The following is a 25,626-nucleotide window of genomic DNA, read 5'->3' as shown; positions in this document are numbered from 1 at the left end:
GGTAATCTCGACGTTTTCTTTATTCGGATCCGCTCCGCCGAAATTTGCATAAAAAACTGTCTCGTCATTTTCATTATCCTGCTCTGCGTACCATTTTCTCTTGGAATTCTCAGGATCCCACGAGCATTCGTAAACTTTACCTTCAAGGCACTCATCAATACTTAACGCTTCGTACAGAGCTTCGTCATTAATCCAAACGCAGCCTGTGTGCTTATTTGGCGTCGCAAAATACCAGTCGCCGTAAACAAGCGTCGTGTAAGGATTGTAACTGCCAAAGATACTGTTTTTTTACCCTTGCCGTCCACACACCGCCCTTAAACTCAGACCATTCCGCAACCTTCTCTGCACCTGTTATAACAGCGCCAAGCGGTTTTTCACTTCTGTAAGTTATGCGACTTTCTGCAGTTCCGGGATTGACCGGATTGACATATTCCCTGTAAGTTCCGGGCGCAACAACAACCTCATCTCCCGGCATCGCAACTTTCGCCGCTTCGTTTATTCTTTTAAAAGGTAAATTCCTGCTTCCGTTTCCGTCGTGCTCAGCACTTGCATCTACGTAAATTATCATAGGCCCCTTCCTTTACATTAAAAAAGTTTTTATTCCCGTAAGTTCTGTTTATATCGCCGTTTTCAGCCTTTAACCGCGCCTGCCATCATTCCTTTTACAAGTTTATCCTGAAAAACGATAAAAAGAGTTATCATGGGAAGTACCGAAAGAGTCAGTACCGCCAGGATGATCGGAATATCAAGCGAATGTTCGCCCTTAAACTGTCCAAGCGCAAGAGGTAATGTCTTTTTCTCGGGAGTAATGAGCAAGGTGTTGGCAAAAGCAAATTCATTCCACATCGAAACGCCGTTATATATAGCAAGCGTCGAAAGTCCCGATTTGGAAAGAGGAAGTATCATCTTAAAGAAATTCTGATAGCGGTTGCATCCGTCAATTTCCGCAGACTCTTCCACTTCCTTCGGAATCGTTTTCATAAATGCCGTCAAAATAAACACCGACATCGGAAGCGCAAATGCAACATAAGGTCCTATCAGCGATCCGAGCGAATCGTAGAGTCCCACCGATGTTGTGAGCTTAAAGATAGGTATCAAAGTAACGTGCATCGGAACCGACATCATAGCTACGATAAGCGCATAAATGAACGGATTTAATTTAAAGCTCATTCTTGCAAGCGGATATGCCGCAAATGCCGAAATGGCAAGCATAAGCACAAGCGATATCGCAACCACGATCACACTTCTTAAGAAATATCCGAAAAATCCATGCGAAACAACATTTACATAATTATCAAAGAACCACGGATCGGGCAGATGGAAAACTCCCTGTTGCAGCATATCAAACTGTTTTCTGAACGAATTTATTATCATAAAGAAGAACGGTGTAAGCGTAAGTACCAGCCAGATGCATGCGAAAAATATCGCTACTCCCCACGCAATCCTTGATTTTATCTTGGACTTACGATAATCCGCTTCAGTCATATTTGGATTGACCATACTCAATATTCCTCCTTAACCTTGAAAACTTTGTTAAATATCAACGCGATAGCCGTTATAAGAAGGAACATTCCTGCTGCCACTGCCGAACCATAACCCATATTGAACTGCTGGAACGAGAGCTTGTACATGTATGTAGCCATAAGTTCCGTCGAACCTGCAGGCCCTCCCTGAGTCATGTTCCAGATCATATCAAAGTACTTAAGCGAACCTATAAGAGACATCGTGCATGCGGTCTTGAAAATAGGTCCCAAAAGAGGAATCGCAATATGCTTTATATACTGCCATCTTGTTGCGCCGTCGATGATAGCCGCCTCGTATATCGATGTATCGATGTTTCCGTATCCGGCGATGAAATAGACCATGTAAAAAGGTGTAAACTGCCACGCCATAACGCCTATTACGGTATAAAGCGCATTGGGCGCGGTTCCCAAAAGATCTATCGTAGTTTTCTTACCCATAATAAGCGTAGCGAGTGATGAAACAATTCCTCCGTTTGTTGCAAGTGCATATACAAAAAGGAAAGCTATCGCAACAGAACTCATTAGATATGGCAGAAACCAGATGATTTTAAATATGTTGAATTTTTTTCCGCCCGCATCCAGGAATGTCGCAAGAAGCATACCCATGGGTATCTGCAAAAGAATCGAGAATACCATGACGATCAGATTATGTTTAAAAGATTTCCAAAACATCTCATCTTTAAAGAGTGATACCCAGTTCTCTGTTCCTATAAAAATCCTGTCGGATGAAATACCGTTCCACTTATATCCGCTTATCACGAAAGTATCAATGACCGGATAGATTATATATATCGTTATAAGCAAAAGAGCCGGTATAAGAAAGATCGTTGCCGCTTTTGCCGTGCTTTTGGCTCTGGCCTGTGCAAGCCCTATATTATTTTCATTTTTCACATAAACTCCTTCCTGCCGCATTTTCACTTTTTTATAACAGTCGCTGCCCGCAGGAAAAACTCCCCGCAGGCAGCGATCTATGCGCATTGCTTTTTATTTTCACTGTTCGGCAATAGCTTTCTTCATAGCATCATCATGCTCTTTTCCAATCTCTTCCGGTGTCTTTTCAAGACCAAACAGCTCAGTCATGCAGTTCTTGTGTACTTCCGTTACTGATGCGGGAAGATACTGATCATACCAAAGCTGTACATTTGAAGCATTAAAGAATACATCAGCTATAACCTTCATGTTAGGATCGTCGATATTTTCTTCCATACCTTTAATGGAAGGCTGTGTTCCGCTTGAAAGCTGGTCATTGTTATATGTGTCATCATTGTAATACTGTGTTGCAAGCACATAGCATGCGTCAAGTTTTTCCTGATCCACAGTTTTATCATCTTTGAAGCAGTTAAATGACATTCCCATACCGATTGCTGTACCGATCTCTACATCCTGAGGAACGCCCTTTGCCTTTGCTTCCGAATCTTCAGGGAAACGGAATACGCCGACATTTTCGTTGTACCACTCTTCGCTGTCCGCTTTTATTCCCGATACCTGCCATGCACCGTGAAGCATCATTGCTGCCGAACCGTCATAGAGAAGTGCTCTGTCCTGATTATCATCAGCTGAAAGTGAATTAACGCCATCAGGGAAATATCCTTTTTTAACCCAATCCTGAATCTTGGAGCCTGCATAAACAAATGCGTCGCTTGTGAATGTTCCGCCGTTTTCCTGTGTATAAGCCGCGTCAAACTCAGCATTTCCGGAATGACGTGCAACAAGATACATGTAATACATTGAGCCTGTCCACTTTGATGCATTTGCAAGTGAGAACGGAATGATATTGTTTGCTTTCAGTTTCTCGCAAACAGCCTCAAGTTCATCAATCGTTTTGGGAACCTCAAGACCAAGATCTTTGAAGATTGTCTTATTATAGAAAATATCACAGCCCGAAAGTCCGCCGAAAGGAATAGCAAGCATCTTTCCGTCATATGTCGACTGCGCAACCGCAGCATCTATAAATTCGGGATGATCGTATTTTGCATACATTTCGGTAAGATCGTTGGCAAAACCTGATTTGTAATACTCCGCCATAGGACCACCGCCCCAGTGAACATAGATGTCAGGCGCCTGTCCCGAACTCATCGCAACAACAAGCTGCTGTTTATAATTGTCATTCTGCTGATGTACCTGATTAACCTTGATATTCGGATAATCCTTCATAAATCTCTGCACAGCACCTTCCTGCGTGGTTTTTGCCGGATCCTCCGTAGCTATGTCCCAAAGAGTTATTTCAAGTGGCTCAGTTGTAAGTGTCGGTAGATTCTTTCCGTCCGTCTGTTTTCCCGCAGAAGAATTTGCCTGCGCCGTCGCATCAGCTCCGGAGCCACCTGCCGACGGTGTCGTAGTGGCAGAACTTCCACCACATCCAACAAGCGTAGTAGTTGCCAAGACCGTTGCAAAAAAAGTAGCCAATACCTTTTTGTTCATATCTTACCCTCCTATCATATAAATACCTTTGTTACTTTTCAGATTCTCTGAAAATCTCTCCTTCATGAAACAATAAACTGTTTCATTCCTTTACATAATTCTATAATAATTTACTTTTTTACGCGTGTGGAAAATTGCCATCTACCATACCAAAATTGCTCTATTGTTTGTGCATTTTTTCACAGTTTACATTATTTATCTACATAAATTATGACATAATGCTGAGCTGTTAGACATTTTTACCATCAATTCATGCTATAATGTTGTATCATAAAACAAAAATTGCCTTTTATGATTTTGCGCCGTTTTTTATTATTTCAGGAGTTCTTTTTGTAGTATGAAATATTGTTATTCAAGCACCAAAGAAAATGTCAGACACAAGATCAACACCAGTTTGCGGATGTTCATAAACCGTCTGCACGCCGATTTTCCGCCGCACTGGCACACAGATATCGAGATTATCTGGCCAAAAGAAGCACCCTACAAGGTAATCTGTGCCAATCAGACTTATCATGTCGAAATAGATGACATTCTATTAATCTGCCCCACCATTATTCATGAGATTTTTTCTCCGACACCGGGAACCAGAGTGTACATTCAAGCCGACTTTTCCGGAATAATCAATTTAAAAGAAATGGATCGGGCATTCCGTCTTATGTCCCCTGCTCTGCACATTAAGAAAAAGACATGTCCGCCTGATATATATAATTATCTGTGTGGCCTTATCGATACGATAATGAAGTTATATTTCGGTTCCGCACCGCGGGTTCATATGCACGAAGAAGAGATGGACGACGAAGTTATATCTTTTTCAGAACTCGCACCTTACGATGAACTTGAGATTTATTCAATTCTTATGCAATTTATTGCTTTCTGCGGAAAAAACATTAATCTTTTCCGTGAGCCCGAGTCTGCCTCAGCTTCGACTAATTTTAAAAAACAATGCCTCTCTGAGCAATGTATGCAGCTACCTCTCAGAGCACTTTACGGAAGATCTGACTCTTGAAAGCGTCGCTGCTCATGCAGGTTTCAGCAAATATTACTTCGAGAGGATTTTTTCCGAATACACCGGAATGACCTTATATCAATATCTTCAGCAGATGCGAATAAGCTATGCCAAAACGCTTCTTTCAAATCCCGAACTGACCGTCACAGATATTTCCTATCAGGCCGGCTTTACAAGTTGTACAGCTTTCACACGTGCATTTAAGAAAGCCACCGGCTATCCGCCTTCACAATTCAGGATACTTAACGAGGAGCAACATCCGCTCTCCGCAAATCCGCATTTTGCAAAAATAAGGCCGTAATAAGCAATATCGCTTCACCAAAGTCCAAAGAAAAAGGGTTGTGAAAAGTTTTTGCTTTCCACAACCCTTATATTGATTGCTTTTTAGTATTCTCTTTTATCCCTGTGTATATTTCTGAAGTTCCTCAATCTTCGCAATAATACCGTCCATAGACTTCTTGAACTGTGCAACGAGTTCAACGTTTCTTGAACTTGCCTTGGAAGCCTCGGTCGAACTTGCACTTATCTCTTCACTCGTAGCTGACAACGTGCTGGCGCTGTCTACAATCTCGTTATTTGCACTGCTAAGTGATGAAATGAAATTAGCAATATCATTGATAGCCTGACTAAGTTCCGCAAGTTTCTCACTGATAAACTCAAACTTCTTGGATGCGCTCTGTGTATATTCAGTCTCGCGGATTGCAGACTGTGAGCTTATTGTAGCGCAGTCAGCGACTGTATCGGCATTCGCTGTAAGAATCTCAATAATACGTGTAATATTCTCTGTCTCATTTCTTGTCTGCTCGGCAAGATTTCTGATCTCATCGGCAACTACCGCAAATCCCTTACCCACTTCGCCCGCTCTTGCAGCCTCTATGCTGGCATTGAGTGCAAGAAGGTTGGTCTGTGATGAAATTGAAAGGATAATGCTTGTGATTCCGCTTACATCCTCAGTGTTGGAACGAAGTTCATCCGCAGCTGTCTGAAGATTTTCTCCTGCTTTTCTGGCTTTTTCAACCTCTTCAAACAAGGATTCCATGACACCCATGCCTTCTTTGAGGGCATCTGCAGCTTCGTTGTTTATGTTCTCAACTATGTCCGCACTCTTCTTGGTATCATCGATAATATCCTGAATATCATGCGTCTGGGTTGTCTGATGAGTAATTGCCTCAGCGGTATTCTGCGTTCCAACCATGATGTTTTCCATAGTCTCATCAAGAAGCTCTACAGATTCACCGATAGTTTTAAGCGCTTCGCTTACGGAAGAAACGTCTTCCACTACACTGTCGGCAACTTCCGTGATTTTTTCGGTGATAGTCTTATTTTTATCCGAAACCGATGTAACTTCATCAAGTGATTCCTCAAAGAATCTTGAAAGAAGCCCATAACCCTTAAGGATCGTAACAACCGTAAGGATTGAAATGATCGCCTCTATCATGATAACTTCGATATCATTCTGAATATTCGCTGAAGTAGTAATAGTAAGTATTACTCTTATAAGATTGGAAACGGCAAATCCGATAACTCCGACTTTTACACTTAAGCTATCAAGTGTAAGAAGAAATACGATCAAAAATGGGATCATATATGGATATGTCGTACCCGTGTTCCCGCTGTTAAGCATTGCACAATAAACTATAGAATATGTGATCGCAAGTATTCTTATATATGTAACTCCACCCTTACTGATGAAAAGATACACCGAATCTGCGATAAATACCAATATAACCATTATCAAAGGGATAATTCCTCTGATCGGAGCAAGATCTGACATTGTGATCTGCGACATTAGACCGACAATTGAAAAAAAAGTCGTAATTACGTGAATTAGAAATACTAGTTTACAAGTGCGTTTTAAATGATTTTCCTGCATAGCGCCCTTCCTCCGTTCTTTTACTATATTATAGATTATACCACCCTATTACGCATTTACGTAAATCTTGACAATCTTTACGGATTTTTAGCGAATTTTACAACTTTTTTATAAATATCACGTATATTTAAATCAATAAAAAAGCATTTCGCTCGCGAAATGCTAGCGCGCGAGCGGATTGCGTAAGCAATATATTCCTTACCGCGAGCTGCGCATCCCTGCGGAGCGTTTTTATTGAATAGGGAATTTCAGAGAAATTTCCTATTCAATAAAAAACTGCAACTGCCTATTTTCTGACAGTTGCAGACTCTTATATATATCACGGCAAAGGGGTTACCGCCTTATACGTTGAACTTATCTGTTGTATCCTGAAGATTTATGATGCTATCCATTACATCCTTGGTCTCACCCGAAACATTCGCACTGTATTCTGTGATACTCTGCATATTGTTCGAGATATCGCGAACCGCTTCGCCAAGCTCTTTCTGCACGGAATTTATTCTTTCCAGTACATTGTTGATATCGGCTACGGATGTGCTTACTTCCTTGGCACCGCTGCCAAGCCCCTTACTTATGTCGCTGTAATAATTTGCATCATCCATGTAATTCTTCGCAAGAGTCTCAAGATTATCATAATCTTTAAGCACTCTGTCGGTAAGAAATGTGATGATCTGATTACTTACTCTCGAAAGCTCATTTACATTGGCTGTAACTTCGTTTGTAAGTGCATTTACCTTATCAATCTCATTTCCTGTTGTAGTACTTAAGCTGTTGATCTCACTTGCGACAACCGCAAAACCTTTGCCCGCTTCTCCCGCTCTTGCCGCTTCTATGCTGGCATTGAGTGCAAGAAGATTTGTCTGGCTTGCGATATCCTGAATTGCACTTGCCACATTCACGATCTGCTCAATTACCTGAATTCCCTTAAGAGCTTCTTCAAGCTCCTCTTTTGCCCTGTTCGTCATCTCAACCGCATGATTCTTGTTTGCAAGGATCTCGGGAACCATCTCTTTAACTCTTCCGATCACTTCATTGGTTCTGTCGCTCATACTCTTGGTATCAGCCGCAAAGCTCTCCGTTGCAGTCATAACATTATCACATATCTTGTCAATGTTCTGGATGCTGGCCGTCTGGGTCTCTATGCCTCCCTCCGTGCGTTGCATCGCTTCATTTATCTCGGAAATACTGTCTTTGATATCGGTAATCTTATCGGACGCACTCGTCATCTTGTCTTTTATAAGCTGCGATTCGTCTTTAGTCTTATGTATCGTATCAATGACGCGGTCTTCGAGCTCTGTCAAAAGATATCTTATTTCTTCCGTCTCTGAGCGGGTCTGCTTGATATTTTCATTGCCTATGACTTTCTCTTTTACAAAAGACTTCATTTCTTCCATAGGCGCAAGCTGCACACCTATAAGCTTTGTCATAATAACAATTACAGCAGCTATTGCTATCAACGTAATAATTATGGCAGTTACGATAAGTTGTGTTATGGTACCGCTGACGTTTTTCCTTGGCATAACAAGACCAAGCGCCCAGTTACAGCCTTCTATAGTGGATGTTGCGATGTAATTCTTTTCGGAATCGTAGTCCTTCGTAAGAACCACTTCGCTACCCGGCGTCGTAATTATCGAAGATATGCCCGGCATAACGTTAAGCACAGCCGTTGCCGTCTCTTCCCCCGGAAGGAACGCATCATTTTCATGCATTATGTAATTGCCGCTTGCATCAACAAGGAAGCCGTACTCGCCTTTGCTGTACGGAATGCTGTTGACAACATTTGCGATATAATCAAGGGTAAAATCTGCTCCGAGAACGCCCGCAAGCTGGCCGTTCCTGTAAACAGGCGTTGCGATTGTGATACACATACCACCAATCAAAACGTCCATATAAGGATCTGTCACTATGGTCGTTCCTGCTGCCTCTGCTGCCTTGTACCATCCCCTCTGTGTGGGATCGTAGCCCTCAGGCGGCTTTGCATTTGGATCCATCTGCAGATGTGTCTTATCTGCCATACCATAATAAAGATTAAGAAACTCAGAATGTCCGGCAGCCTGCGTCGTGACCATCTGCTGAGCATGTTCAACATTATAGGATTTGTCGGGAAGTGCAGCCAATGCCGCAGCACCTGCACTGTTAAGACCTTTTTCCATCTCAATCCAGGCATTAATCGAATTTGCATACTTATCAGCGTTTATCTGAAGCTGATTTGTAAGCTGTCCGGTAAGCTTGCCACCCGACGTTCCGACAATAACTGCCGAGGAAATGACCATTGCCGCGACGACAATGAGAATTACAACTAACGTAAGCTTTTCTTTGATAGTACCTTTCATATAAAACAGTTCCTCCTGCCTTTTACAAACCGGATCAAGCATCCCTTAAACGCCATTCCCCGGAAATTTTCAGTACACTCTGTTATTACTACGTTGATGCGTTATTGATTCATTTTAACATATTTTTACGATATACAGTATATTTTTCTGCGATTCAGGCGACAGAAGGAATTGAACACCTTTACTTTCTGTTTACCACATATATTCCCAGACTGACAAGCAAAAGAGCCGTCATATACCTAAGACTCAGCTTATCCCACTCAGCAAGGAAGAATGCGGACAAAAGAGCTCCGAAGATTGGATTCGAGAAACCGTAGATTGTAACCGTCGATACAGGATTGTGCTTGAGCAAAATCCCCCATATCGAGTACGCAACCGACGATATCAATGCCATGTATATGATAAGCAGAATGCCGATCGGTCTTGTCAGGTGAATCCTTCCACCTGCCGCAAATCCTACAACCATCATGACAAAGCCACCAATAAGGAACTGATATCCGCTGAGCGTCACCGGATTCTCTTTTACGGAGTACTCCTTTATAAGCACCGATGAAATTGCATACGAAACCGCAGCGATCAGGATAAAGCCTTCGCCGTTAAGCGCAAATCCCGCACCGATACTTCCGCCTGACAAGCTGACAATGATAACTCCCGCAGTTCCGAGAAGACAGCCGATTATCTTTTCCGAAGACAGGTGCTCCTGCTTCCTTACAAGGCATGCCAAAAGAATCGCAAAAAACGTTGTCATCCCATTGATTATCGACGACTTCACTCCCGATGCATGCGCAAGTCCTATATAAAAGAAAAAATACTGCAGCATCGTCTGAAAAACACTGAGAGTGCAGACCATCTTCCACGATGTTTTCTTAGGAAAAAGAACTTTTCTCTGAAGGAGGCTTCCGAAAATGATCGTCAGCACTCCCGCCAGCAAGAATCTTATTCCCGCAAAAAGAATCTGCGACACGCTGTCCTGCGCGCCGATCTCAAACATCTCATATCCCGCCTTGATACTCGGGAACGCACTCCCCCACAAGAGGCAACAGAATACCGCCAACAGACATACTACAAATTTGTTCTGCAGCAAAGTGCTTTTGGTCCCGGGGGACGGGGTTTGTGGTCCATTTTGTTTCATGAATAATTACCTTCCAAAGCTTTTATTTAGTAATAGTTCTCTCTGCCGGATCATGTCACAGCTCTTTTTCATAGCATAAAAAATCCTGATCGTACAAATGACACTCGCCCACTTCATTAAATCCAAATACCGCATATGAGCGGATTGCCTTGGTATTGTACTTACCGACAAGTATGTGAATTCCGTTACATCCGCGTCTCTTAAGCTCCTCCATGCCATGCTTAAGCATTATCCTTGCAAGTCCCTTATTCTGCTCCGCAGGAAGGACTGCAAGCCTAGCAAGCTCTCCCTCAGGTTCGAGATTCTTATCCCAACAGGGAAGCCTGTTAACTTCCTCATCTTCATCAATCGAAATCGCAGCTTTTATTATCCCGTCTTCCTTTAATACAAACAGTCCGTCACGCGCAAAATCCGCATCGATTGTCTCATTCGACGGATAATACTCATCCCACGGGCAAAGTTCCCTTCCGATCTGCGCTTTATACAGCGCCAATATCTCCTCACGGTCTTCCTCCGTGGCTGTTATGATCTTGTATTCTTTTTCCAAGTCTATAGTCCTTTCCATTGTTGTCATTTATTCATTCCGTCCACAACCTCCGCAGGCTTCACCGTTACTTCAACCCACGAGGGCACAAATCCGCTTCTTATCGCATTTCTTGCCGACCTTACATTCGACCACGCACAGCAATAAAACGGAACCTTGCCGCGTTTAAGTATCTCTTTTGCCAGCATATTAGTAAGAGCTGACGCTATTCCATTCCGCCTATACTCGGGAAGAACGTCCACTCCTATCTGCCACATATCGTCGCAGTCCGCAGAAGCCCCTGCAAATCCCACAAGCTTATCGCCATCGTACGCGCCCATTCCAAGAACATCGAGTTCCTTGCGGGCACTGCAAAGTGCATTGCTCCACTGCGGAAGATACAACGCCTTGAAATCCTCAGCTCCCAGAATCCTTGTAGCATATGGACACTCAAGCACCGGCATCTTTTCAATATCGGGCAAAAAGAACTCTGCCATGAAACACACCTTATGCCCAAGTTTTTCAATCCTCTCAATGAGCCAATTCATATTTGGCGTCTCAAAGCAGTGATAAAACTCAAACTTTCCGACGTACTCTTTTACAATATCCGCAACTTCATCCGATGTAGCCGCAACCACGTTATTACCGTACGTAATGAAATTGCACGTTATCGGCTCCTTATAGTACTTGCGCGCCTTCTCACCTAGCCTGAACGGAACAACAACATTTTTATCCGACAAAAAATCCTCCGCACGGCAACCGTTGTCTTCCGCCGACTGCCGAAGCGCTATTTCCAGTATTTCTTTGTTAGTCATTTTTAATCCTCTATGGTCCATGGGGACGGGGTTTGTGGTCCATTTTTCAAAGTACTTCTTTCAAAAACTCCACCACACCGATATCCTGCCTGTCTACGTAATTCTCAAGTTCATCCTTGTTTTCTTTTCCAAAAGCAACAAGATTGTCTATCTCGTTATTATGCGTACTGTCCTTGAATCTGCCAAGCGCCGCGGTTAACTCATCCGCACTCATAGATGACTGAAGCACCGTGCCTATACCATATTTTCTGCCGTTAGTTATAAGATAGGTTTCTCCGACATTTTTGATACTATTCCTAATCTCTTTTCCGGCTTCTTCCTCAAGTTCTCTCATCGCGGTAATAAGCGGATCAAGTTTTCCCGTCACATCATCCTTATCTTCAGGATCCATCGCGCCTCCAATAAACTGTATCTTGCCTGTAAATTCAGAACCCGCACCATTTAGAGCAACAATATATTTTCCTTCACAAGATTTTAAAAGACATCCCGCGTAAAGATTCCTGCACGCAAATTCTCCCAAATCATGTATTTCACTGTACTTGTAATTCGCATAATCGGAAAGTGCGCACTCCAAGGTAATCTCGCCGTTGTTGTTCTCCATATCAAGCACCGAATACACCGGCCCGTTAAACATTCCGGGATGCTGCCTTTTTTGCTCATTCCAATATATTGAAACCTGTTCTTTTAGATTCTCCGGTAATTCCAGTATGTTCTCTTCGCCTTTTATGATCAGTTCTTTTGCCTTGATAATTGTAGTCATGTTCACCTCTCATCTATTTGCTATAGTCTACATGGGACGAGGTTTATGGTTCATTACAAAAAGTCGCATATATCCTATTTCTAAATTTATCTTTCACCCGTCTTAATGAATCGTATCAATTCCTCAACATCATCAAAATCGTCATAGTCTCCAATAATACCTTTCCTGTGATAGACTATGCCGTTTCGCTCATTCCTTTCTAGACAGTTAAGCAGTTCTTCCTCTCCGTATCTCTTTACAAAAAGTGTGAATCCATACGGCTTTATCTTGCCAAACATGCCTTTCTTGCAGTCGCTGTCGCAATCGTAGCAATGCCCATAGTCTTTCTCTTTGGAGCACTTCCTGTTCTCGCACCAAGCATCTCCCGGGCACTCACCAGAGTCACAACCTCCGCAATGATCGTTCTCACTGCAAAGGCAGCACGCCAATCCGCACCTTGCTATACCAAGTTCTCTTTTCATATTTTGCCATCTCCTACACAAATAATTCACTCACAGAGTACAACACCGCCTTGCCTATAATCACCACTCTATCCGCCTGAATTCTGCATTCAAGCTTGCCTCCTCGTTCAGATGCCTGATACGCGTGAATTTCTTTTTTTCCAAGTTGCTCTGCCCAATACGGCGCAATCATGCAGTGAGCGGAACCGGTAACAGGATCTTCATTTATCTTATCTTTCGAGGTAAAAAATCTTGAAACACAATCATACTCTTTTCCCGGAGCCGTTACACCAACTCCACCGCCATCAAGTTGAATCATCTCATCAAAATCAGGCGACATCTCGCGAATTATCTGTTCATCTTCATAAACAAGCATAAGATCACGATCAATAAACGCTCTGACAGGCGTATGCCCCGTTGCCTTGGTCATCTGTTCAGTGACAGGTGTTTCATTAAGCCGATATGCCGGAAAGTCCATGACAATCTCATCCTGCTGCCTATGAATAAACAGATCACCGCTCATGGTATGAAAGGTAATGTTATCCGCGTTCTTCTCATAATAGTTAAAAAGAACAAACGCCGTCGCCAACGTCGCATGTCCGCACAAATTGATTTCTCCCCCAGGTGTAAACCAGCGGAGATCATATCCGTCATTGGATTTCACGGCAAATGCCGTCTCCGAAAAATTATTCTCCCTGGTAATATTCATCATAAGTTCTTCAGGCAACCACTTATCCAAAACACAAACTGCCGCCTGATTTCCATGAAAAAGCTTGTCTGTAAATGCATCTACAATATACTGTCTCATCTCTTGTCCTTATCCTTGTCTTTATCTTTTGCCATAAGAGTCTCAAGTGCCTTAGCCAGTTGCTCCGCAGAAACCGCTGATATCTTATCCGCATACTTATTCTGCTTGAGCTCGATTTCTTTCAGTTTCTTATCCTGGTTCTTTTTATCCATGCTTATCACCCTTTAACAAGCGCCGCAAGCCTCTTGCCGCAGATTACGCCGACAATACAGCACGCAAAACTAAGCGCCACATACACTCCGCCTGCGCCATACTGCTTCTTTTCAAAAAGATTAACCGCCTCAAGCGAAAACGTAGAAAACGTTGTAAAGCCTCCGCACACTCCCGTTTTCCAGAAAAGAACAGTATTTCCCGATATACCCTCATGGTTATCGGCAAGCCCTACGATAAATCCGATCAAAACTGCACCTAAAATATTTGTAACAAGCGTCAGTATCGGAAATCCGGATTTAACCGGAATAAGACTTATCGCATATCTTAGCACCGCTCCCAAAGCTCCTCCGAGAGCAACAAACAAAAAATTCATACACACCTCTCCACCATATCAATCTCATAATCCATCAGCTCATAAATCCAATCACCAAGCTCCGAAAGCTCAAATCCCAGCGCCCGCGCTTTCTGCGTATCAAGGCTCATGTCATTTTCAAGTCCATTATAAGGAGCCATGTCACCATCTTTGCTGTAAACCGCAGCCTTTCCGGTTCTCTTTTCAATATAACCGATAAGCTCAGAAATCTTGACAATTCCCTTAGAGCAGCCATTTATCGGCCCGCACACATCGGCACCTGCAAGAAACGCGATAAACTCGCCTGCTTCTTTTTCATGGATAAAAGAAATTCCATAATCAAGGTCATCCACAAACATCGGCAACTCATTCATGATATGCTCTACATAAAACCGAAGCCTTCCGGTATAGTCATTCTCGCCCAGCACGATGGGATACCTGACAAACACGCATTTTTCCGCATTCATAAACTCATAAGCCGCTCTTTCCGCCTGCCTCTTGGACTCACCATAATCCTGCGTTCTGTCCGCCCAAACCAGCGGATGTGCAGCCGCATCAAACTCTTTTTCCCCGATAAGCAGCGCATCTTTCGCATAAACCGAGCACGTCGACATCTGAATATACCTATCACACTTGATATTGGGCAAAAGAGCTCTCACATCATTTGAACTGTACGCAACCTTGTCAATTACCACTTCAAAACTCCCGTCACCTACAGCTCTTTTGACACTTTCCGTATCAGTCCTGTCCATAACAATATGCCTAACGCTCCCGCAAAAACTAAGCGCATTATTCCCGCGCGTCGCGACCGTCACATCATGCCCCGCATTTATAAGCACATTCACCATAGGAATGCCAAAAAATCTCGTCCCACCAACAACTAAAATCTTCATACTCTGTCACACTCCCGCCGGCCAACCTTCATGTTTCCTTATCCTTGCATAAATAATGTATGAAGCAATGACCGTAAACATATCCGCGACAGCCTGCGTCCACACAATTCCCGTCATTCCAAACAGACGGTTAAACAGGATAAGGATAGGTATGTTAAAGACAATCTGTCTTATCACGGCAAGCCAAAAAGATTCTTTTCCGCGCCCGATTGCCTGTGCAAAATGAACCATCGAAAAGCAAAGGAACATAAGCGGCGTCGCAAAGCACCTCGCACGAAGGAACTGCGTTCCAAAGCGCACCGTGTCGGGATCTCCGATAAATGCCCTCATGATCAAAGGCGCAAATGCATAATACAAGATCACACTCACAACTCCTATCGCAAGCCCCACTACTCTGCCGAATCTGAAAATTCCGTCCATTCTTTTTCTATCGCCCGAAGAATAACTGTACGCGATCAGCGGAACCATGCCCATGCAGATACCGATTCCGATATTAAGCGGCAGACGCTCGGCTTTAAGCACAATTCCGATGGCGGCCAGCTCAACATCGCCATATGACGCTGACAGGCGATTTATCACGATCGTACATAGGTCAAAAAGAAGCACTCCCACAGCCGCAGGAATTCCCACTCCAAATATTGAGTAAAAAGACTCTCTCGAAGGATATTCGCCGTTTGTCCTAAATCTGAGAATAGTTTCTTTTCCCGCCTTATGGTAAGTAACGATAAAATACACCGAAACCACAATATTACTTAGCATAGTTGCAAGCGCAGCACCCATAACCTGCTTTCCGTCAGGCAAAATCACAAACATAAAAATAGGATCAAGCACAGTATTAAGCACGCCTCCCATACTAAGCCCAAACGATGCCTTTGCCGAAAGTCCTATGCTTCTTAGCATTGATGAAACCGTGCTGCTGAAAATAAACGGTACTCCACCGATAACAACCACAAAAAGCATGTACTGCCTGGAAAACTCAAGCACATTTTCGCTTGCCCCAAGAAAAACAAGTATCTTCGCCATCCCTATCAAACTAAGTAATGAGAAAAGGCATCCGACTCCCAGCGCCATCCATATACAGGCCGCTGACACTTTCGATGCTTCTTCATCATTTCCCGCACCGATAAGGCGCGCAATAAGCGTACCTCCGCCGACTCCAAAGATATTTGATATCACAATCGTAAGCATATAAATCGGCATCACCAGAGAACAAGCCGCCACCATGTACGGATTATTCGTCCTTCCGACAAACCAAGTATCCGCAAGATTATATATCAGTGCAATCAGCTGACTCGCAATCGCCGGAAGCGCCATCACTCCCAGCGCATGCGGTATATTATCTTTTTCAAAAAGAAATTTCTTATCTTCCATGGGTTCCTCTTTCGTTGGTATCCGTCCTTTTGGTCCATAGGGACGGGGGTTGTGGTCCATTATTGCACAACATATAATATATACCGTTTTTCACAGATTTTTTGCCATACACACCGCTCCGACCAGATTATCATACGGCGGATAATTCTCGATTTTGCTGTAGCCAAGCTTCTCATAAAGTCCAACAGCATCAGCCATTATCGCTCTTGTTTGAAGAATTGTTCTTTTATATCCAAATTCTCTAGCTCTATCTTCAATCTGCTTCATTAAATCTTTGGCAATGTGCCTGCCTCTGTAATCAGGTTCCACCCAAACACGCTTAATCTCAGCATCATCTTCCGAATATGGCTTAAATCCCGCACATGCAACAGCAACGTCCCCGTGATATGCAATAAGCACATTGGGAATTCCGTCAGAATGATTATATGGCACAAAAGCTCTTCTTTTCTCTATTCCGCCAACAATCTTGCTGTAATACTCCTCTGTCTTTTTATAAAACTCCTGAAAATCCTTATTACTTCCATCTGTCCATTTATAAACTATGTTGTCTGACATAAAGGCGCCCTCTTAAGCACTATTCATGTGCTTTCCCATCAGGCGTGCGTTATCGCCTGAAACATAAACTCATCCTCACCGGTTTCGTCGAAGAACTTTCCTCTTACAAAAAGATGTGTATCTTCCTCGATAACCTCGCTCTTATCATAACCTGTCGAATCGTTCGGTGTAAATGCGAGAATGACTTTCTTAATTTCTTTTCCAAAGGCAGCTATCACGCGGTCAAGCTCGCCACTGCCTATAACTGCATGAAGAATTAACGTATCGCTCTCAATCTCAGCAATCGCATAACTGTCACAATCCGCAATGTAAAAAGTATTTTCCTGCATAAACTGAGACAGATAAAACATATAAAGTCCCGAATTGGAAACCATGTACATCTTGGCATTCTGCTCAGTTTTATTAAGAATTTGCACCATTTTGTCCCAATCTCTCTTTTCCGACATTGGAACAAGCTGCGCAGTCCGCTCTGCATCATTATTAACAGCCTTACTAAACTGAAATTCTCTACTCTTTCGAAAGCCAAACTTAGGATAGAAATCAACGACAGAATCGTTTGCAAAAAGATATATTCCATCAACTTTGTTTTCGTAGTCTTCAACAATCTTCTCCATCAGCATCCTTGCGTATCCCCTCCCCCTGTAATCAGGATCGGTCATTACCGTTCCAATCTGGATAAGCTTAACAATTCTGCCGTCATAATTCATATTGCAAGCATTCACCGAAACATTCGAAACAACTTTTCCATCGATAACGATCGAATACGGAATGTAATTATCTTTCCAAAAGCCGTTTCGGTACCAGTCTTCAAAATTCAGCCCGCCAAACACCTTTCCGGCAAGCTCATTGAAGGAATATCGAAGCGATTCGTTATCTCTGTAATTCTTTTCGATTGTCATATTACAAACCCTTCCTTATAACTTGTCACAGCTCAAGCAACATATATACAACTTCCTGATACCCGCTTACTCTTGAGTTAAAACCTCTGGGATTGCGGCCATACTCCACAAATCCCATCTTCTTGTATAATGCCACCGCTCTTTCATTCTCTGCAACAGCATTTAATTCCAGCTGCGTGTAGCCTGCTTCTTTGGCACATTCTATGCAAGCTTCCATAAGAGCCTTGCCAATCCCAAGCCCCCAATACTCCTTCAAAATAGCAATTCCAAGCTCTGCGCGGTGCTTAAGCTTGTACTTTGATCCAACCGCTTCGATACCAGCTGTTCCGGCGGCAACACCGTCTACCACTGCAACTATCTCAATCTCATTTGGACTCTCCGTTTTCTCCTTAAGGAACTCCGCCTCCTGCTGCGCATCGAAACTATTTTCATCAGGATAGGATAAAAGATAATCCGTCTCCGCATGAGTCTCATTAAAATTCACAAAAACAGCCTCGCCATCAGCATATTCGCCGTTTCGAAGAAGTGCCTCTCTTCCGTTTTTTAAAGTAATAATCTTGTTATATTTCAGAGGCTTCTGGCATGATGGTGGGTACTATGCCAGTCCTCTGATGTATATTTGCAATTGAAAAACCATCTGTGTTTCTGTAATGTATTAGCGTCCAAACTATACTACAGAGATACCAGAGGTACCCACAGATGGTTTCTGCTAATACATTATGTAAAAAATTGCTCAATGTCAATCATGCTATCGTAGAAGATGCAAACTTCTATCTTGATCGGGATGGTGTTACCCACCTCAGAATCCATGCGCGGACGGATAAATGGCATCAGGATGATTGTCCGTTCTGCCACAGACGCTGTCCTCGTTACGACCAGAGGATAGATCAGCCGCGCACTTGGAGAAGCCTTGACTTTGGTGCAACACTCGTAGAGGTTGAGGGGTGGACACATCGTATAGAGTGTCCTGAGCATGGTGTTGTAACAGCCTATGTTCCTTGGGCATATCCAGGAAGCGGATTCACCCGGGACTTTGATCTGACAGTCGGATGGCTTGCAGTTTATCTTCCTCGCAGTGTTGTATCAGAGTATATGCGCATCGACTGGGAAACAGTTGGGCGTTGTGTAAACAGAACTCTGAATGACATTGAACCTGAGCGCTCCAGAAGACTTGATAACCTTATAAACATTGGCATTGATGAGACCAGCTATAAGAAAGGTCACAAGTACATTACGGTTATCGTTAACCACGATACAAATACCGTTGTTTGGGCAGCACAGGGGCATGGTAAAGGTGTGCTGACGAAGTTCTACAAACAGCTTACTCCAGAACAGCTTTCATCCATCAAGGTTGTTACCGGAGATGGAGCAAAGTGGATCACGGAATGCGTTAACGAGTTCACTCCGGATTGTGAGCGCTGTGTTGACCCCTTCCACGTCGTACAATGGGCTATGGAAGCTCTTGACGAGGTTCGCCGTGAAGTATGGCGTGAAGCCTACGCTGAGTTCACACGCTTATCCAAAGAACATCCTCGTAAGAAAGGACGCCCCAAGGCAGATGATCCGGAAGCCGCTATATTGAATGCAGCCAAGGCTAAAGCAGATGAAATCAAAAACTCAGCTTATGCACTCGGCAAGGCTCCCGAAAATCTGACAGAGAACCAACAGAACCGGGTTACCATGATTGCTGAGAATAACAGTCGTCTGTATCGAGCTTACCGAATGAAGGAAACGCTCCGTCTCATCTTAAAAATCAAAGATACTGACGAAGCAGAAGCCGCTCTTAATCGGTGGCTCTGGTGGGCAAGTCACAGTAGGATTGATGCTTTCAAGGAGCTATACCTCAAGATCAAACGTCACAGGGATCACATACTCAATGCAATACGGCTGGGTATGAGCAATGCACGAATTGAGGCTACTAATAACAAAATCAAACTGATCGTCCGCAAGGCATATGGTTTTCGCAATATCCAAAACATGCTCGATATGGTCTACTTAGTATGCTCGGATTTGAGGATTCCACTTCCTAACAGAAAACCTCGAGGCGCATGATCAGCATAAATGCTGGGGATGATGGCATTTTTCACCCACCATTACCCCTGAAGAGCCATATTTCATTTCTATTCTGTCTTCCAAAATTCTGTACGGTCCATTTTACGTCTGCCTGTACCGTACGCATCTTCTGTCGCTCATCTGTGCGGTGCTAATTTACTTCCCTGCACCGTACAGATCTTATCCCGCGCCTGTGTGCGGTGCTTATTCACTTCCCCGCACCGTACATATCTTCCACGACTTTCCTGTACGGTGCATATTAGCTTTTCTGCACCGTATATATCTTATGCCGCTCATCTGTGCGGTGCTAATTTACTTCCCTGCACCGTACACATCTTATGCCGCTCATCTGTGCGGTGCTAATTTACTTCCCCGCACCGCACATATCTTCCACGACTTTCCTGTACGGTGCATATTAGCTTTTCTGCACCGTATATATCTTATGCCGCTCATCTGTGCGGTGCTCTTTCACTTTTCTGCACCGCACGCATCATACGCCGCTCCTCTGTACGGTGCTTATTCACTTCCCTGCACCGTACATATCTTCCACGAATTATATATATGTTTCATCCAATATTCCGTGTTCATTTAGTTTCCTCAAGCCCCTCTCTCGTAAGTAAATACTTCTTCGTGCACACTTCCTCAATATACTTCCTATCATGCGATATGCTGATCACCACACCAGGAAAAGAAGCTATCATCTTCCTGATAACAGGTCCCGAAAGTGGCGAGAAGTTACGCGTTGGCTCATCCAAAACAAGCACATTCGCATCGGAAAGACTCATCTTAAGAAGCAACACTTTCGCCTTCTGCCCGCCCGAAAGCTCCCTGATCGGATGCTCCATCTCATCCGCGGTATATTTAAGCGAACCAAGATAAGTCCTTATGCGCGTGCGAACCTCCTTATCTCCCGTGTCATCCAAAAATTCCACCGGCGTCACATCAAGATCAAGCAAATCCTCGTAGTTCTGCGGCATATACTGTACCCTCAGGTCTTCTCTTGCCAGAAGTTCATCCGCAATCAACCTAAGAAGCGTAGTTTTCCCAACTCCATTTGTTCCAACAATGCATACCTTCTCAGGTCCTCTTACCCTTAGAAAAATATCTTTTGCCAAGACCTTTGAACCATCGGGCGCAACCAGCTCATCAAGAGGAAACTCGATAACCGTCTTACCTGCCGGCATCTTCGAATTTTCTTTTCCCAGTTTAAAAAAGATTGCCTCCTCCTGCTCAGGCCGCTCCGTCATGTTCGCATCCTGCTTCTCAAAGCGCTTTTCCATCGACTTCACCGCGCGCATTTTATCCTTAAGCATCTTTCCGACTCCCGGCTCCTGCCGCGAAACATTCGAAAGTGCCCGCTCAACCTTATCATGAATCCTGTTGTATCTCTCGTCGCGAAGCTTCTTTTCCTTGCGGTCGTTAAGCGCAAGCTGCTCCTGCCTCTCAAAAGCCTCCGCTCTATGCGCGATGTAATGCCTGTAGTTGTCCTTCACGACCACGTAGCGGCTCTTAGTCTTACGCATAATCTGCTCAATATGGATTATCACGTTGGCGGTATTCTCAATAAGTGTCTCGTCATGCGAGATGAAAAGAACTATGTGCTTCCACCCATTTATCAGCCTCTCAAGCAGTTCGAGCGTGCTTATGTCGATATCATTTGACGGTTCATCTAAAAGCAGAACCGTCGGCTCATCAATCAGGATGCGCATCAGTTGCGCCTTTACTTTTTCGCCACCTGAAAGGCTCCCCATCTTTTGATCTGCGTAAAAGAAATCCTTAGAAACCCGGAATTCATTCGCCATCTCCGAGAGTTCTTTCGGTGTCTTGTCAAAAAAGCTCCCGGCTTCCGAAAAGTAATCATAAAGAGTTTTTTCTTTTTCCCATTCAGGAAGTTCCTGCGGCAGATAGCCAAGGACTTCGTCGCCAAGAATTCTCTCGCCTTCGCACTCCGCGTACTCTTCCGCAAGCTCCGGATCGTATATCCATTTCATCAGCGTAGATTTGCCGTTGCCCTCCTCGCCGATTATCACAGCCTTATCGCCGTCGTTTAGAGTCAAATTGAATTTATCAAGAATGACGCGCAGGTCCTTGCGGTGCGTTATTGTTAAGTTTTTTACGTTAAGCATATTGTTCCTCCAAAGGTAAAATGATGAGTACGTAAGGAAGCTCTGCTCTCGCATTCGCTCGCCAAAATGGTCCACTACCCCCGTCCCCTGGGACCATATGGAAAAAGAAAAAGCCTATTCTGCATACGCAAAATAGACTCACACAAATAGACCCACATTACATATAGGCTAAACATGCATGATAATCCAGATTAAGCGTACACAAAACAGCCGCCGTAAGCAGCCTCATCATCACTGATAGTGTTCACCTAAACTAATTATCTTCTGTACATATCCTCACCTAAACGCTACGCGTTCTTTCTTTATATTTTTATACATTCTTGAACATGAAGTTCAAGAATGCATAAACCAAGCCAATTAAAATCGACTTCGTCGATGGGGCTTGGTTGACTCTTGAATCACTTTCTCACGAAATCCGCAGCAAGTGCGGATTTCTGTAATTTCATCTAAGATATCATACTATTACATGCTAACATCGATAAGCCCGCCATGCAAGCGGTTTTTTAAGCCTTCTGCATGAAAGTACGCCGAAGGCTCACAACCTTTTCCAAACTCAAGGATTTCTTAAATATTCTCCGTCAACTTCCCTTTCGCCAAAACAGCCAGATGCTGCGTAGCTCTGGATACAGCCGTATACAGGCAGTGTTTGCCGAGTTCATCGGAAGGATAAGACTCCGCATCTGCATCAGCCAGGATCACGTTATCAAACTCAAGGCCTTTTGCAAGTGCAAGCTCTATCAAAAATGCACCTTTCTTTGGCAAACTGTCGCTTTCAGCAATAAGCTGCGGTGCTTTATCTCCGAGCGCACCGGCAATCTTTTCAAGACTGTAACCGCTTCTGCAAATAACTGCAGTAAGGCCGTCTTTCTTTTCAAACTCATTTATAAGAGAAATAAGTTCCTTATAATACTCGCTATCGGAATCACAGCTCTTTATAACAATCTCTTCTCCCGAGCGCTTTACCGATGAAACCATCATTTTCTTTTCCTGAGGAAGGAGCGAAGCAAACATTTCTGTTATCTCCGGTGAGCTTCGGTAACTTGTCATAAGCGGAAGCTCCACGAATTCTTTTCCTGCTGCTTCTGCCATCTCTTTTATCCGGTCAAAAGAAACCGTGCCCTTTCTGATTGCCTGGAACTCATCTCCAAGCAGCATAAAACGCGCGTTGGGGAAAAATTTACTAAATACCATGAGCTGTGCCTCAGTGTAATCCTGCACTTCGTCGATCATGACATAACGCACATTTCTATCACACTTACCAGTAAGCTCCATCTTAGTATAGATCCACTCCGCAGCAGTGATATAGTCACTTCCAAGGATTCTCTGCGCAACACGCTTAACGTTGATGAAATTACAGCGTCTGATAAAGCTAAGCGCTCCGCCAAAGTCATTTTCAATGCGGTTTTCCTCAGCCGCATCAGATCCTGCCGAATTCTCGGAATCCTCGTTAAAAATATCTTTGGTCCTTAGAATGTTTTTGGCCCTCTCTTCGAGCTCATCCGCAACCGTCTGAATCAGGCGCACTCCCATCGGGAATTTGGAAAATCTTTTTACCACTTCAAACACGTCACCCTTCGACATCACAAGCTTGCCGTTATGGGTAATATTGTAAAAATCATCCTCTTCGGGGCTCAACGTAAGCAAAGCATCATGGATCTTCTGCAAACTTCCGTCACCTGTGCCGTCATATTCGTTATCCGCAAAAGGAACGCCCACTTTCTTAAGAAACTCATGCCACGTCAAAGTCGGCGGATTGGTCTCTCCAAGATCCGGAAGGACATTGTCGATATAATCGCGGAATACCGGATTAAGGGTTAAAAGACATACATGCTCGGGGCGAAGTGTCTTTCTCTTCTGATAAAAAAGATATGCTATCCTCTGCAAAAGAACTGAAGTCTTACCGCTACCTGCGATACCGTTCACCAAAAGAACCTGCACATCGGGATACCTGATAACCGTATTTTGCTCTTTCTGAATTGTTGCCGTAATAGCCTGCATCTTGTCAGATTTGGTCTGCGAAAGAGATTTAAGGAGCATCGGATCCTCAATCGCAATCTGTGTATCAAAAAATGAAACAAGCTTGTCCTTATTTATCTCAAACTGTCTGCGAAGCTTGAGATCAACAGGTATAGTCCTGTCCTCAACCATGTAACTCGTATGTCCGTTCTCCTGATTGTAGTAAACTTCTGCAATCGGAGATCTCCAGTCTACAACCATCTGGTCATAGCCGTTTTCTGAAATTGCAGCTCGTCCGATGTAGTAGCTTTCAGGCACACTCTCGCCTTCGAACACGAGCTCAATCTTTGCAAAATAAGGCGACTCCAGAAGTTTATTGACTGTCTCGAGTCTTTTACCCAAAGAATTACTCTCAACATTGTAGGTATCAATGTAACGGTTCCATACCTCAATCTCAGCGAGAGTCTCCATCGTAGTCTCAACATCTGCGTAATCAAAACGGATGTTGTCACGAATATCATTTTTATCTTCAACCGCTTTCTCATTCAGGGCAGTAATCTGCTCCTCGAGATTCTTCTTAATATCCAGCAGTTTATTATAGGTCTTTGTCAAATGGGCCTGTTCATTTTCAAATATTTCATTTCCCATGTCATTTCTCCATACATGCATCGCATGCACATTTCATCATTCTTTAGTTCTGCATATAAATTGTAAAGAAATACTCCTCAATTGTACAGCGTCAAAAAATATACGCATAAAAAGTAGCACTTTTTTCAAATCCGAAAGTGCTACCTAAAATCAGACGTATTTATTATCATATCACAAGCTTACAAATTTATCTCTCACAAAACTCCAGCACTCTGTCATAAAAATCCTTTGCTTCTTCAAATGCGCCGTGTCCAAGTCCGTCGTAGATGTATTTATCGCTCCCCTTGATGCCGTTGCTAAGCTCTGCTGCCGCATCATTTCCTACCGTTTTATCATCGCTTCCCGCAATGATCAGCGTCGGCGCGGATATCTTTGAGAGTTCATCACGTACATCAAAATCCAAAATCGCATATGCATTCTTATAAAATCTATCGTAACTTGCAGGCTTGGTAAGCTTTGCAACAAGCGGAAATATTTTTCTGTTCTTATCAAGGTACTTTTGCGAGTACATTTTTTCGGCAGTATCAATCATAAGCGTCTTGTGATCATCTCTCCTTGCCATATCGATCCACCCCGTCACCGCATCCTTCAGAACAGAATTGGCATACGGCGCCGTCACAGCAAGAATCAGCTTTTCAACCATCTCAGAATGATTTACGGCAAGACATTGTGCAATCATTCCGCCCTGCGACACGCCAAGAACAGAAGCCTTCTCAATTCCCAAACTCTTCATCGCCAAAGCCAGATCATCCGCCATATCCTTGATGCTGTACCCATCCGGCATGTCTTCCTTCCTGCTAAACATATAAACGGTATAGTCAGCCCAAAATTTCTTGTATGAACCCGCAAGAATCCACGCTTTTCCTTTCACCGTAGCAAGTCCATCCGACAATCCCGGCAAAACAACCAGTTTTTTCGCCCCATCTCCAAAAGCAACATAATGCATCACAGTATTGCCCAAAGTTACGTAACCATTCTTTTTCATGT

At 43.6% G+C, this 25,626-nt stretch carries 25 protein-coding genes and 1 pseudogene; 3 read left to right on the top strand and 23 right to left on the bottom strand.

What is annotated here, in order from left to right; genetic code table 11:
* Positions 1 to 63: 63 nt before the first annotated feature.
* The 5 genes and pseudogenes from CD00_RS21460 to CD00_RS16765 form a co-directional block, all read right to left on the bottom strand.
* Positions 64 to 279 (bottom strand): annotated as a pseudogene (locus CD00_RS21460) (right-handed parallel beta-helix repeat-containing protein); the annotation flags it as partial.
* Positions 212 to 568, bottom strand: a complete 357-nt coding sequence (locus CD00_RS21455; protein WP_330370270.1) for a DUF1565 domain-containing protein — start codon at positions 566 to 568, stop codon at positions 212 to 214. The gene CD00_RS21455 and the pseudogene CD00_RS21460, both read right to left, overlap by 68 nt.
* Before the next feature lie 62 nt (positions 569 to 630).
* Positions 631 to 1,500, bottom strand: a complete 870-nt coding sequence (locus tag CD00_RS0101485) for a carbohydrate ABC transporter permease (RefSeq protein ID WP_242838902.1) — start codon at positions 1,498 to 1,500, stop codon at positions 631 to 633.
* 2 nt (positions 1,501 to 1,502) lie between these two features.
* Positions 1,503 to 2,414, bottom strand: a complete 912-nt coding sequence (locus tag CD00_RS0101480) for a carbohydrate ABC transporter permease (protein ID WP_026654295.1) — start codon at positions 2,412 to 2,414, stop codon at positions 1,503 to 1,505.
* 99 nt (positions 2,415 to 2,513) lie between these two features.
* Positions 2,514 to 3,944 (bottom strand): extracellular solute-binding protein, encoded by a 1,431-nt coding sequence (locus CD00_RS16765; RefSeq protein ID WP_034461903.1) that lies wholly within the window; start codon positions 3,942 to 3,944, stop codon positions 2,514 to 2,516.
* Between the two features lie 337 nt (positions 3,945 to 4,281).
* Here CD00_RS16765 and CD00_RS20025 point away from each other — a divergent pair, with 337 nt between their 5' ends.
* Both CD00_RS20025 and CD00_RS19690 read left to right on the top strand, forming a co-directional pair.
* Positions 4,282 to 4,950 (top strand): hypothetical protein, encoded by a 669-nt coding sequence (locus CD00_RS20025; RefSeq protein WP_026654294.1) that lies wholly within the window; start codon positions 4,282 to 4,284, stop codon positions 4,948 to 4,950.
* Entirely contained in the window at positions 4,844 to 5,251 is a 408-nt protein-coding gene (locus CD00_RS19690) for a helix-turn-helix transcriptional regulator (protein ID WP_185750368.1), read from the top strand. Before CD00_RS20025 ends, CD00_RS19690 begins: the two co-directional genes overlap by 107 nt.
* A gap of 96 nt (positions 5,252 to 5,347) precedes the next feature.
* On the opposite strand, the gene CD00_RS16760 is transcribed toward CD00_RS19690, so the two are convergent.
* The 15 genes from CD00_RS16760 to CD00_RS0101390 all read right to left on the bottom strand — a co-directional run bounded on the left by CD00_RS16760 (position 5,348) and on the right by CD00_RS0101390 (position 18,428).
* Positions 5,348 to 6,739: a methyl-accepting chemotaxis protein gene (locus CD00_RS16760; RefSeq protein ID WP_196803718.1), complete on the bottom strand. Its 1,392-nt coding sequence runs from the start codon at positions 6,737 to 6,739 to the stop codon at positions 5,348 to 5,350.
* A gap of 425 nt (positions 6,740 to 7,164) precedes the next feature.
* Positions 7,165 to 9,156: a methyl-accepting chemotaxis protein gene (locus CD00_RS0101455; RefSeq protein ID WP_026654292.1), complete on the bottom strand. Its 1,992-nt coding sequence runs from the start codon at positions 9,154 to 9,156 to the stop codon at positions 7,165 to 7,167.
* 181 nt (positions 9,157 to 9,337) lie between these two features.
* Positions 9,338 to 10,288: a DMT family transporter gene (locus CD00_RS0101450; RefSeq protein WP_051594038.1), complete on the bottom strand. Its 951-nt coding sequence runs from the start codon at positions 10,286 to 10,288 to the stop codon at positions 9,338 to 9,340.
* 55 nt (positions 10,289 to 10,343) lie between these two features.
* Positions 10,344 to 10,862, bottom strand: coding sequence for a GNAT family N-acetyltransferase (locus CD00_RS0101445; protein ID WP_242827186.1), 519 nt, complete (start codon positions 10,860 to 10,862; stop codon positions 10,344 to 10,346).
* Positions 10,859 to 11,626, bottom strand: coding sequence for a GNAT family N-acetyltransferase (locus CD00_RS0101440; protein WP_026654289.1), 768 nt, complete (start codon positions 11,624 to 11,626; stop codon positions 10,859 to 10,861). Before CD00_RS0101440 ends, CD00_RS0101445 begins: the two co-directional genes overlap by 4 nt.
* A gap of 46 nt (positions 11,627 to 11,672) precedes the next feature.
* Complete coding sequence (locus tag CD00_RS0101435) at positions 11,673 to 12,386, bottom strand: NUDIX hydrolase (protein ID WP_026654288.1); 714 nt, start codon at positions 12,384 to 12,386, stop codon at positions 11,673 to 11,675.
* Between the two features lie 86 nt (positions 12,387 to 12,472).
* Complete coding sequence (locus CD00_RS0101430) at positions 12,473 to 12,847, bottom strand: hypothetical protein (RefSeq protein ID WP_026654287.1); 375 nt, start codon at positions 12,845 to 12,847, stop codon at positions 12,473 to 12,475.
* Between the two features lie 13 nt (positions 12,848 to 12,860).
* The gene (locus CD00_RS0101425) at positions 12,861 to 13,634 is read right to left on the bottom strand and encodes a PhzF family phenazine biosynthesis protein (RefSeq protein WP_026654286.1); all 774 of its coding nucleotides are present in this window, start codon (positions 13,632 to 13,634) and stop codon (positions 12,861 to 12,863) included.
* Positions 13,631 to 13,786: a hypothetical protein gene (locus tag CD00_RS20020; protein ID WP_155833779.1), complete on the bottom strand. Its 156-nt coding sequence runs from the start codon at positions 13,784 to 13,786 to the stop codon at positions 13,631 to 13,633. The genes CD00_RS0101425 and CD00_RS20020 overlap by 4 nt, the downstream gene beginning before the upstream one ends.
* A 5-nt stretch (positions 13,787 to 13,791) precedes the next feature.
* Positions 13,792 to 14,160 (bottom strand): fluoride efflux transporter CrcB, encoded by a 369-nt coding sequence (gene crcB / locus CD00_RS0101415; protein WP_026654285.1) that lies wholly within the window; start codon positions 14,158 to 14,160, stop codon positions 13,792 to 13,794.
* On the bottom strand, positions 14,157 to 15,032 hold the full coding sequence (locus CD00_RS0101410; protein ID WP_026654284.1) for an NAD-dependent epimerase/dehydratase family protein: 876 nt from the start codon (positions 15,030 to 15,032) through the stop codon (positions 14,157 to 14,159). Before CD00_RS0101410 ends, crcB begins: the two co-directional genes overlap by 4 nt.
* Before the next feature lie 6 nt (positions 15,033 to 15,038).
* Complete coding sequence (locus CD00_RS0101405; RefSeq protein WP_034461901.1) at positions 15,039 to 16,403, bottom strand: MATE family efflux transporter; 1,365 nt, start codon at positions 16,401 to 16,403, stop codon at positions 15,039 to 15,041.
* A 90-nt stretch (positions 16,404 to 16,493) separates the two neighbouring features.
* Positions 16,494 to 16,958: a GNAT family N-acetyltransferase gene (locus CD00_RS0101400; protein WP_026654282.1), complete on the bottom strand. Its 465-nt coding sequence runs from the start codon at positions 16,956 to 16,958 to the stop codon at positions 16,494 to 16,496.
* A gap of 38 nt (positions 16,959 to 16,996) precedes the next feature.
* On the bottom strand, positions 16,997 to 17,857 hold the full coding sequence (locus tag CD00_RS0101395; protein ID WP_026654281.1) for a GNAT family N-acetyltransferase: 861 nt from the start codon (positions 17,855 to 17,857) through the stop codon (positions 16,997 to 16,999).
* 25 nt (positions 17,858 to 17,882) lie between these two features.
* Positions 17,883 to 18,428, bottom strand: coding sequence for a GNAT family N-acetyltransferase (locus CD00_RS0101390; RefSeq protein WP_026654280.1), 546 nt, complete (start codon positions 18,426 to 18,428; stop codon positions 17,883 to 17,885).
* A 128-nt stretch (positions 18,429 to 18,556) separates the two neighbouring features.
* On the opposite strand from CD00_RS0101390, the gene CD00_RS0101385 reads away from it, so the two are divergent.
* Positions 18,557 to 19,909, top strand: coding sequence for an ISL3 family transposase (locus CD00_RS0101385; RefSeq protein WP_034461900.1), 1,353 nt, complete (start codon positions 18,557 to 18,559; stop codon positions 19,907 to 19,909).
* A gap of 584 nt (positions 19,910 to 20,493) precedes the next feature.
* Here the strand turns inward: CD00_RS0101385 and CD00_RS0101380 are convergent.
* The 3 genes from CD00_RS0101380 to CD00_RS0101370 form a co-directional block, all read right to left on the bottom strand.
* Positions 20,494 to 22,035 carry an ATP-binding cassette domain-containing protein gene (locus CD00_RS0101380; RefSeq protein ID WP_026654278.1) on the bottom strand — a complete coding sequence of 514 codons (1,542 nt, stop codon included), beginning with the start codon at positions 22,033 to 22,035 and terminating at the stop codon, positions 20,494 to 20,496.
* Positions 22,036 to 22,599: 564 nt separating this feature from the next.
* Positions 22,600 to 24,639, bottom strand: a complete 2,040-nt coding sequence (locus tag CD00_RS0101375) for a HelD family protein (protein ID WP_185750367.1) — start codon at positions 24,637 to 24,639, stop codon at positions 22,600 to 22,602.
* A 187-nt stretch (positions 24,640 to 24,826) separates the two neighbouring features.
* Complete coding sequence (locus CD00_RS0101370) at positions 24,827 to 25,624, bottom strand: alpha/beta fold hydrolase (protein WP_026654276.1); 798 nt, start codon at positions 25,622 to 25,624, stop codon at positions 24,827 to 24,829.
* Between the last annotated feature and the right edge of the window lie 2 nt (positions 25,625 to 25,626).

The organism is Butyrivibrio sp. AE3003 (assembly GCF_000686065.1).
Taxonomy (GTDB): Bacteria; Bacillota; Clostridia; order Lachnospirales; family Lachnospiraceae; genus Butyrivibrio; species Butyrivibrio hungatei_A.
The sequence above is the reverse complement of the archived record's forward strand: the minus strand, read 5'-3'. Positions and strand labels throughout refer to the sequence as shown.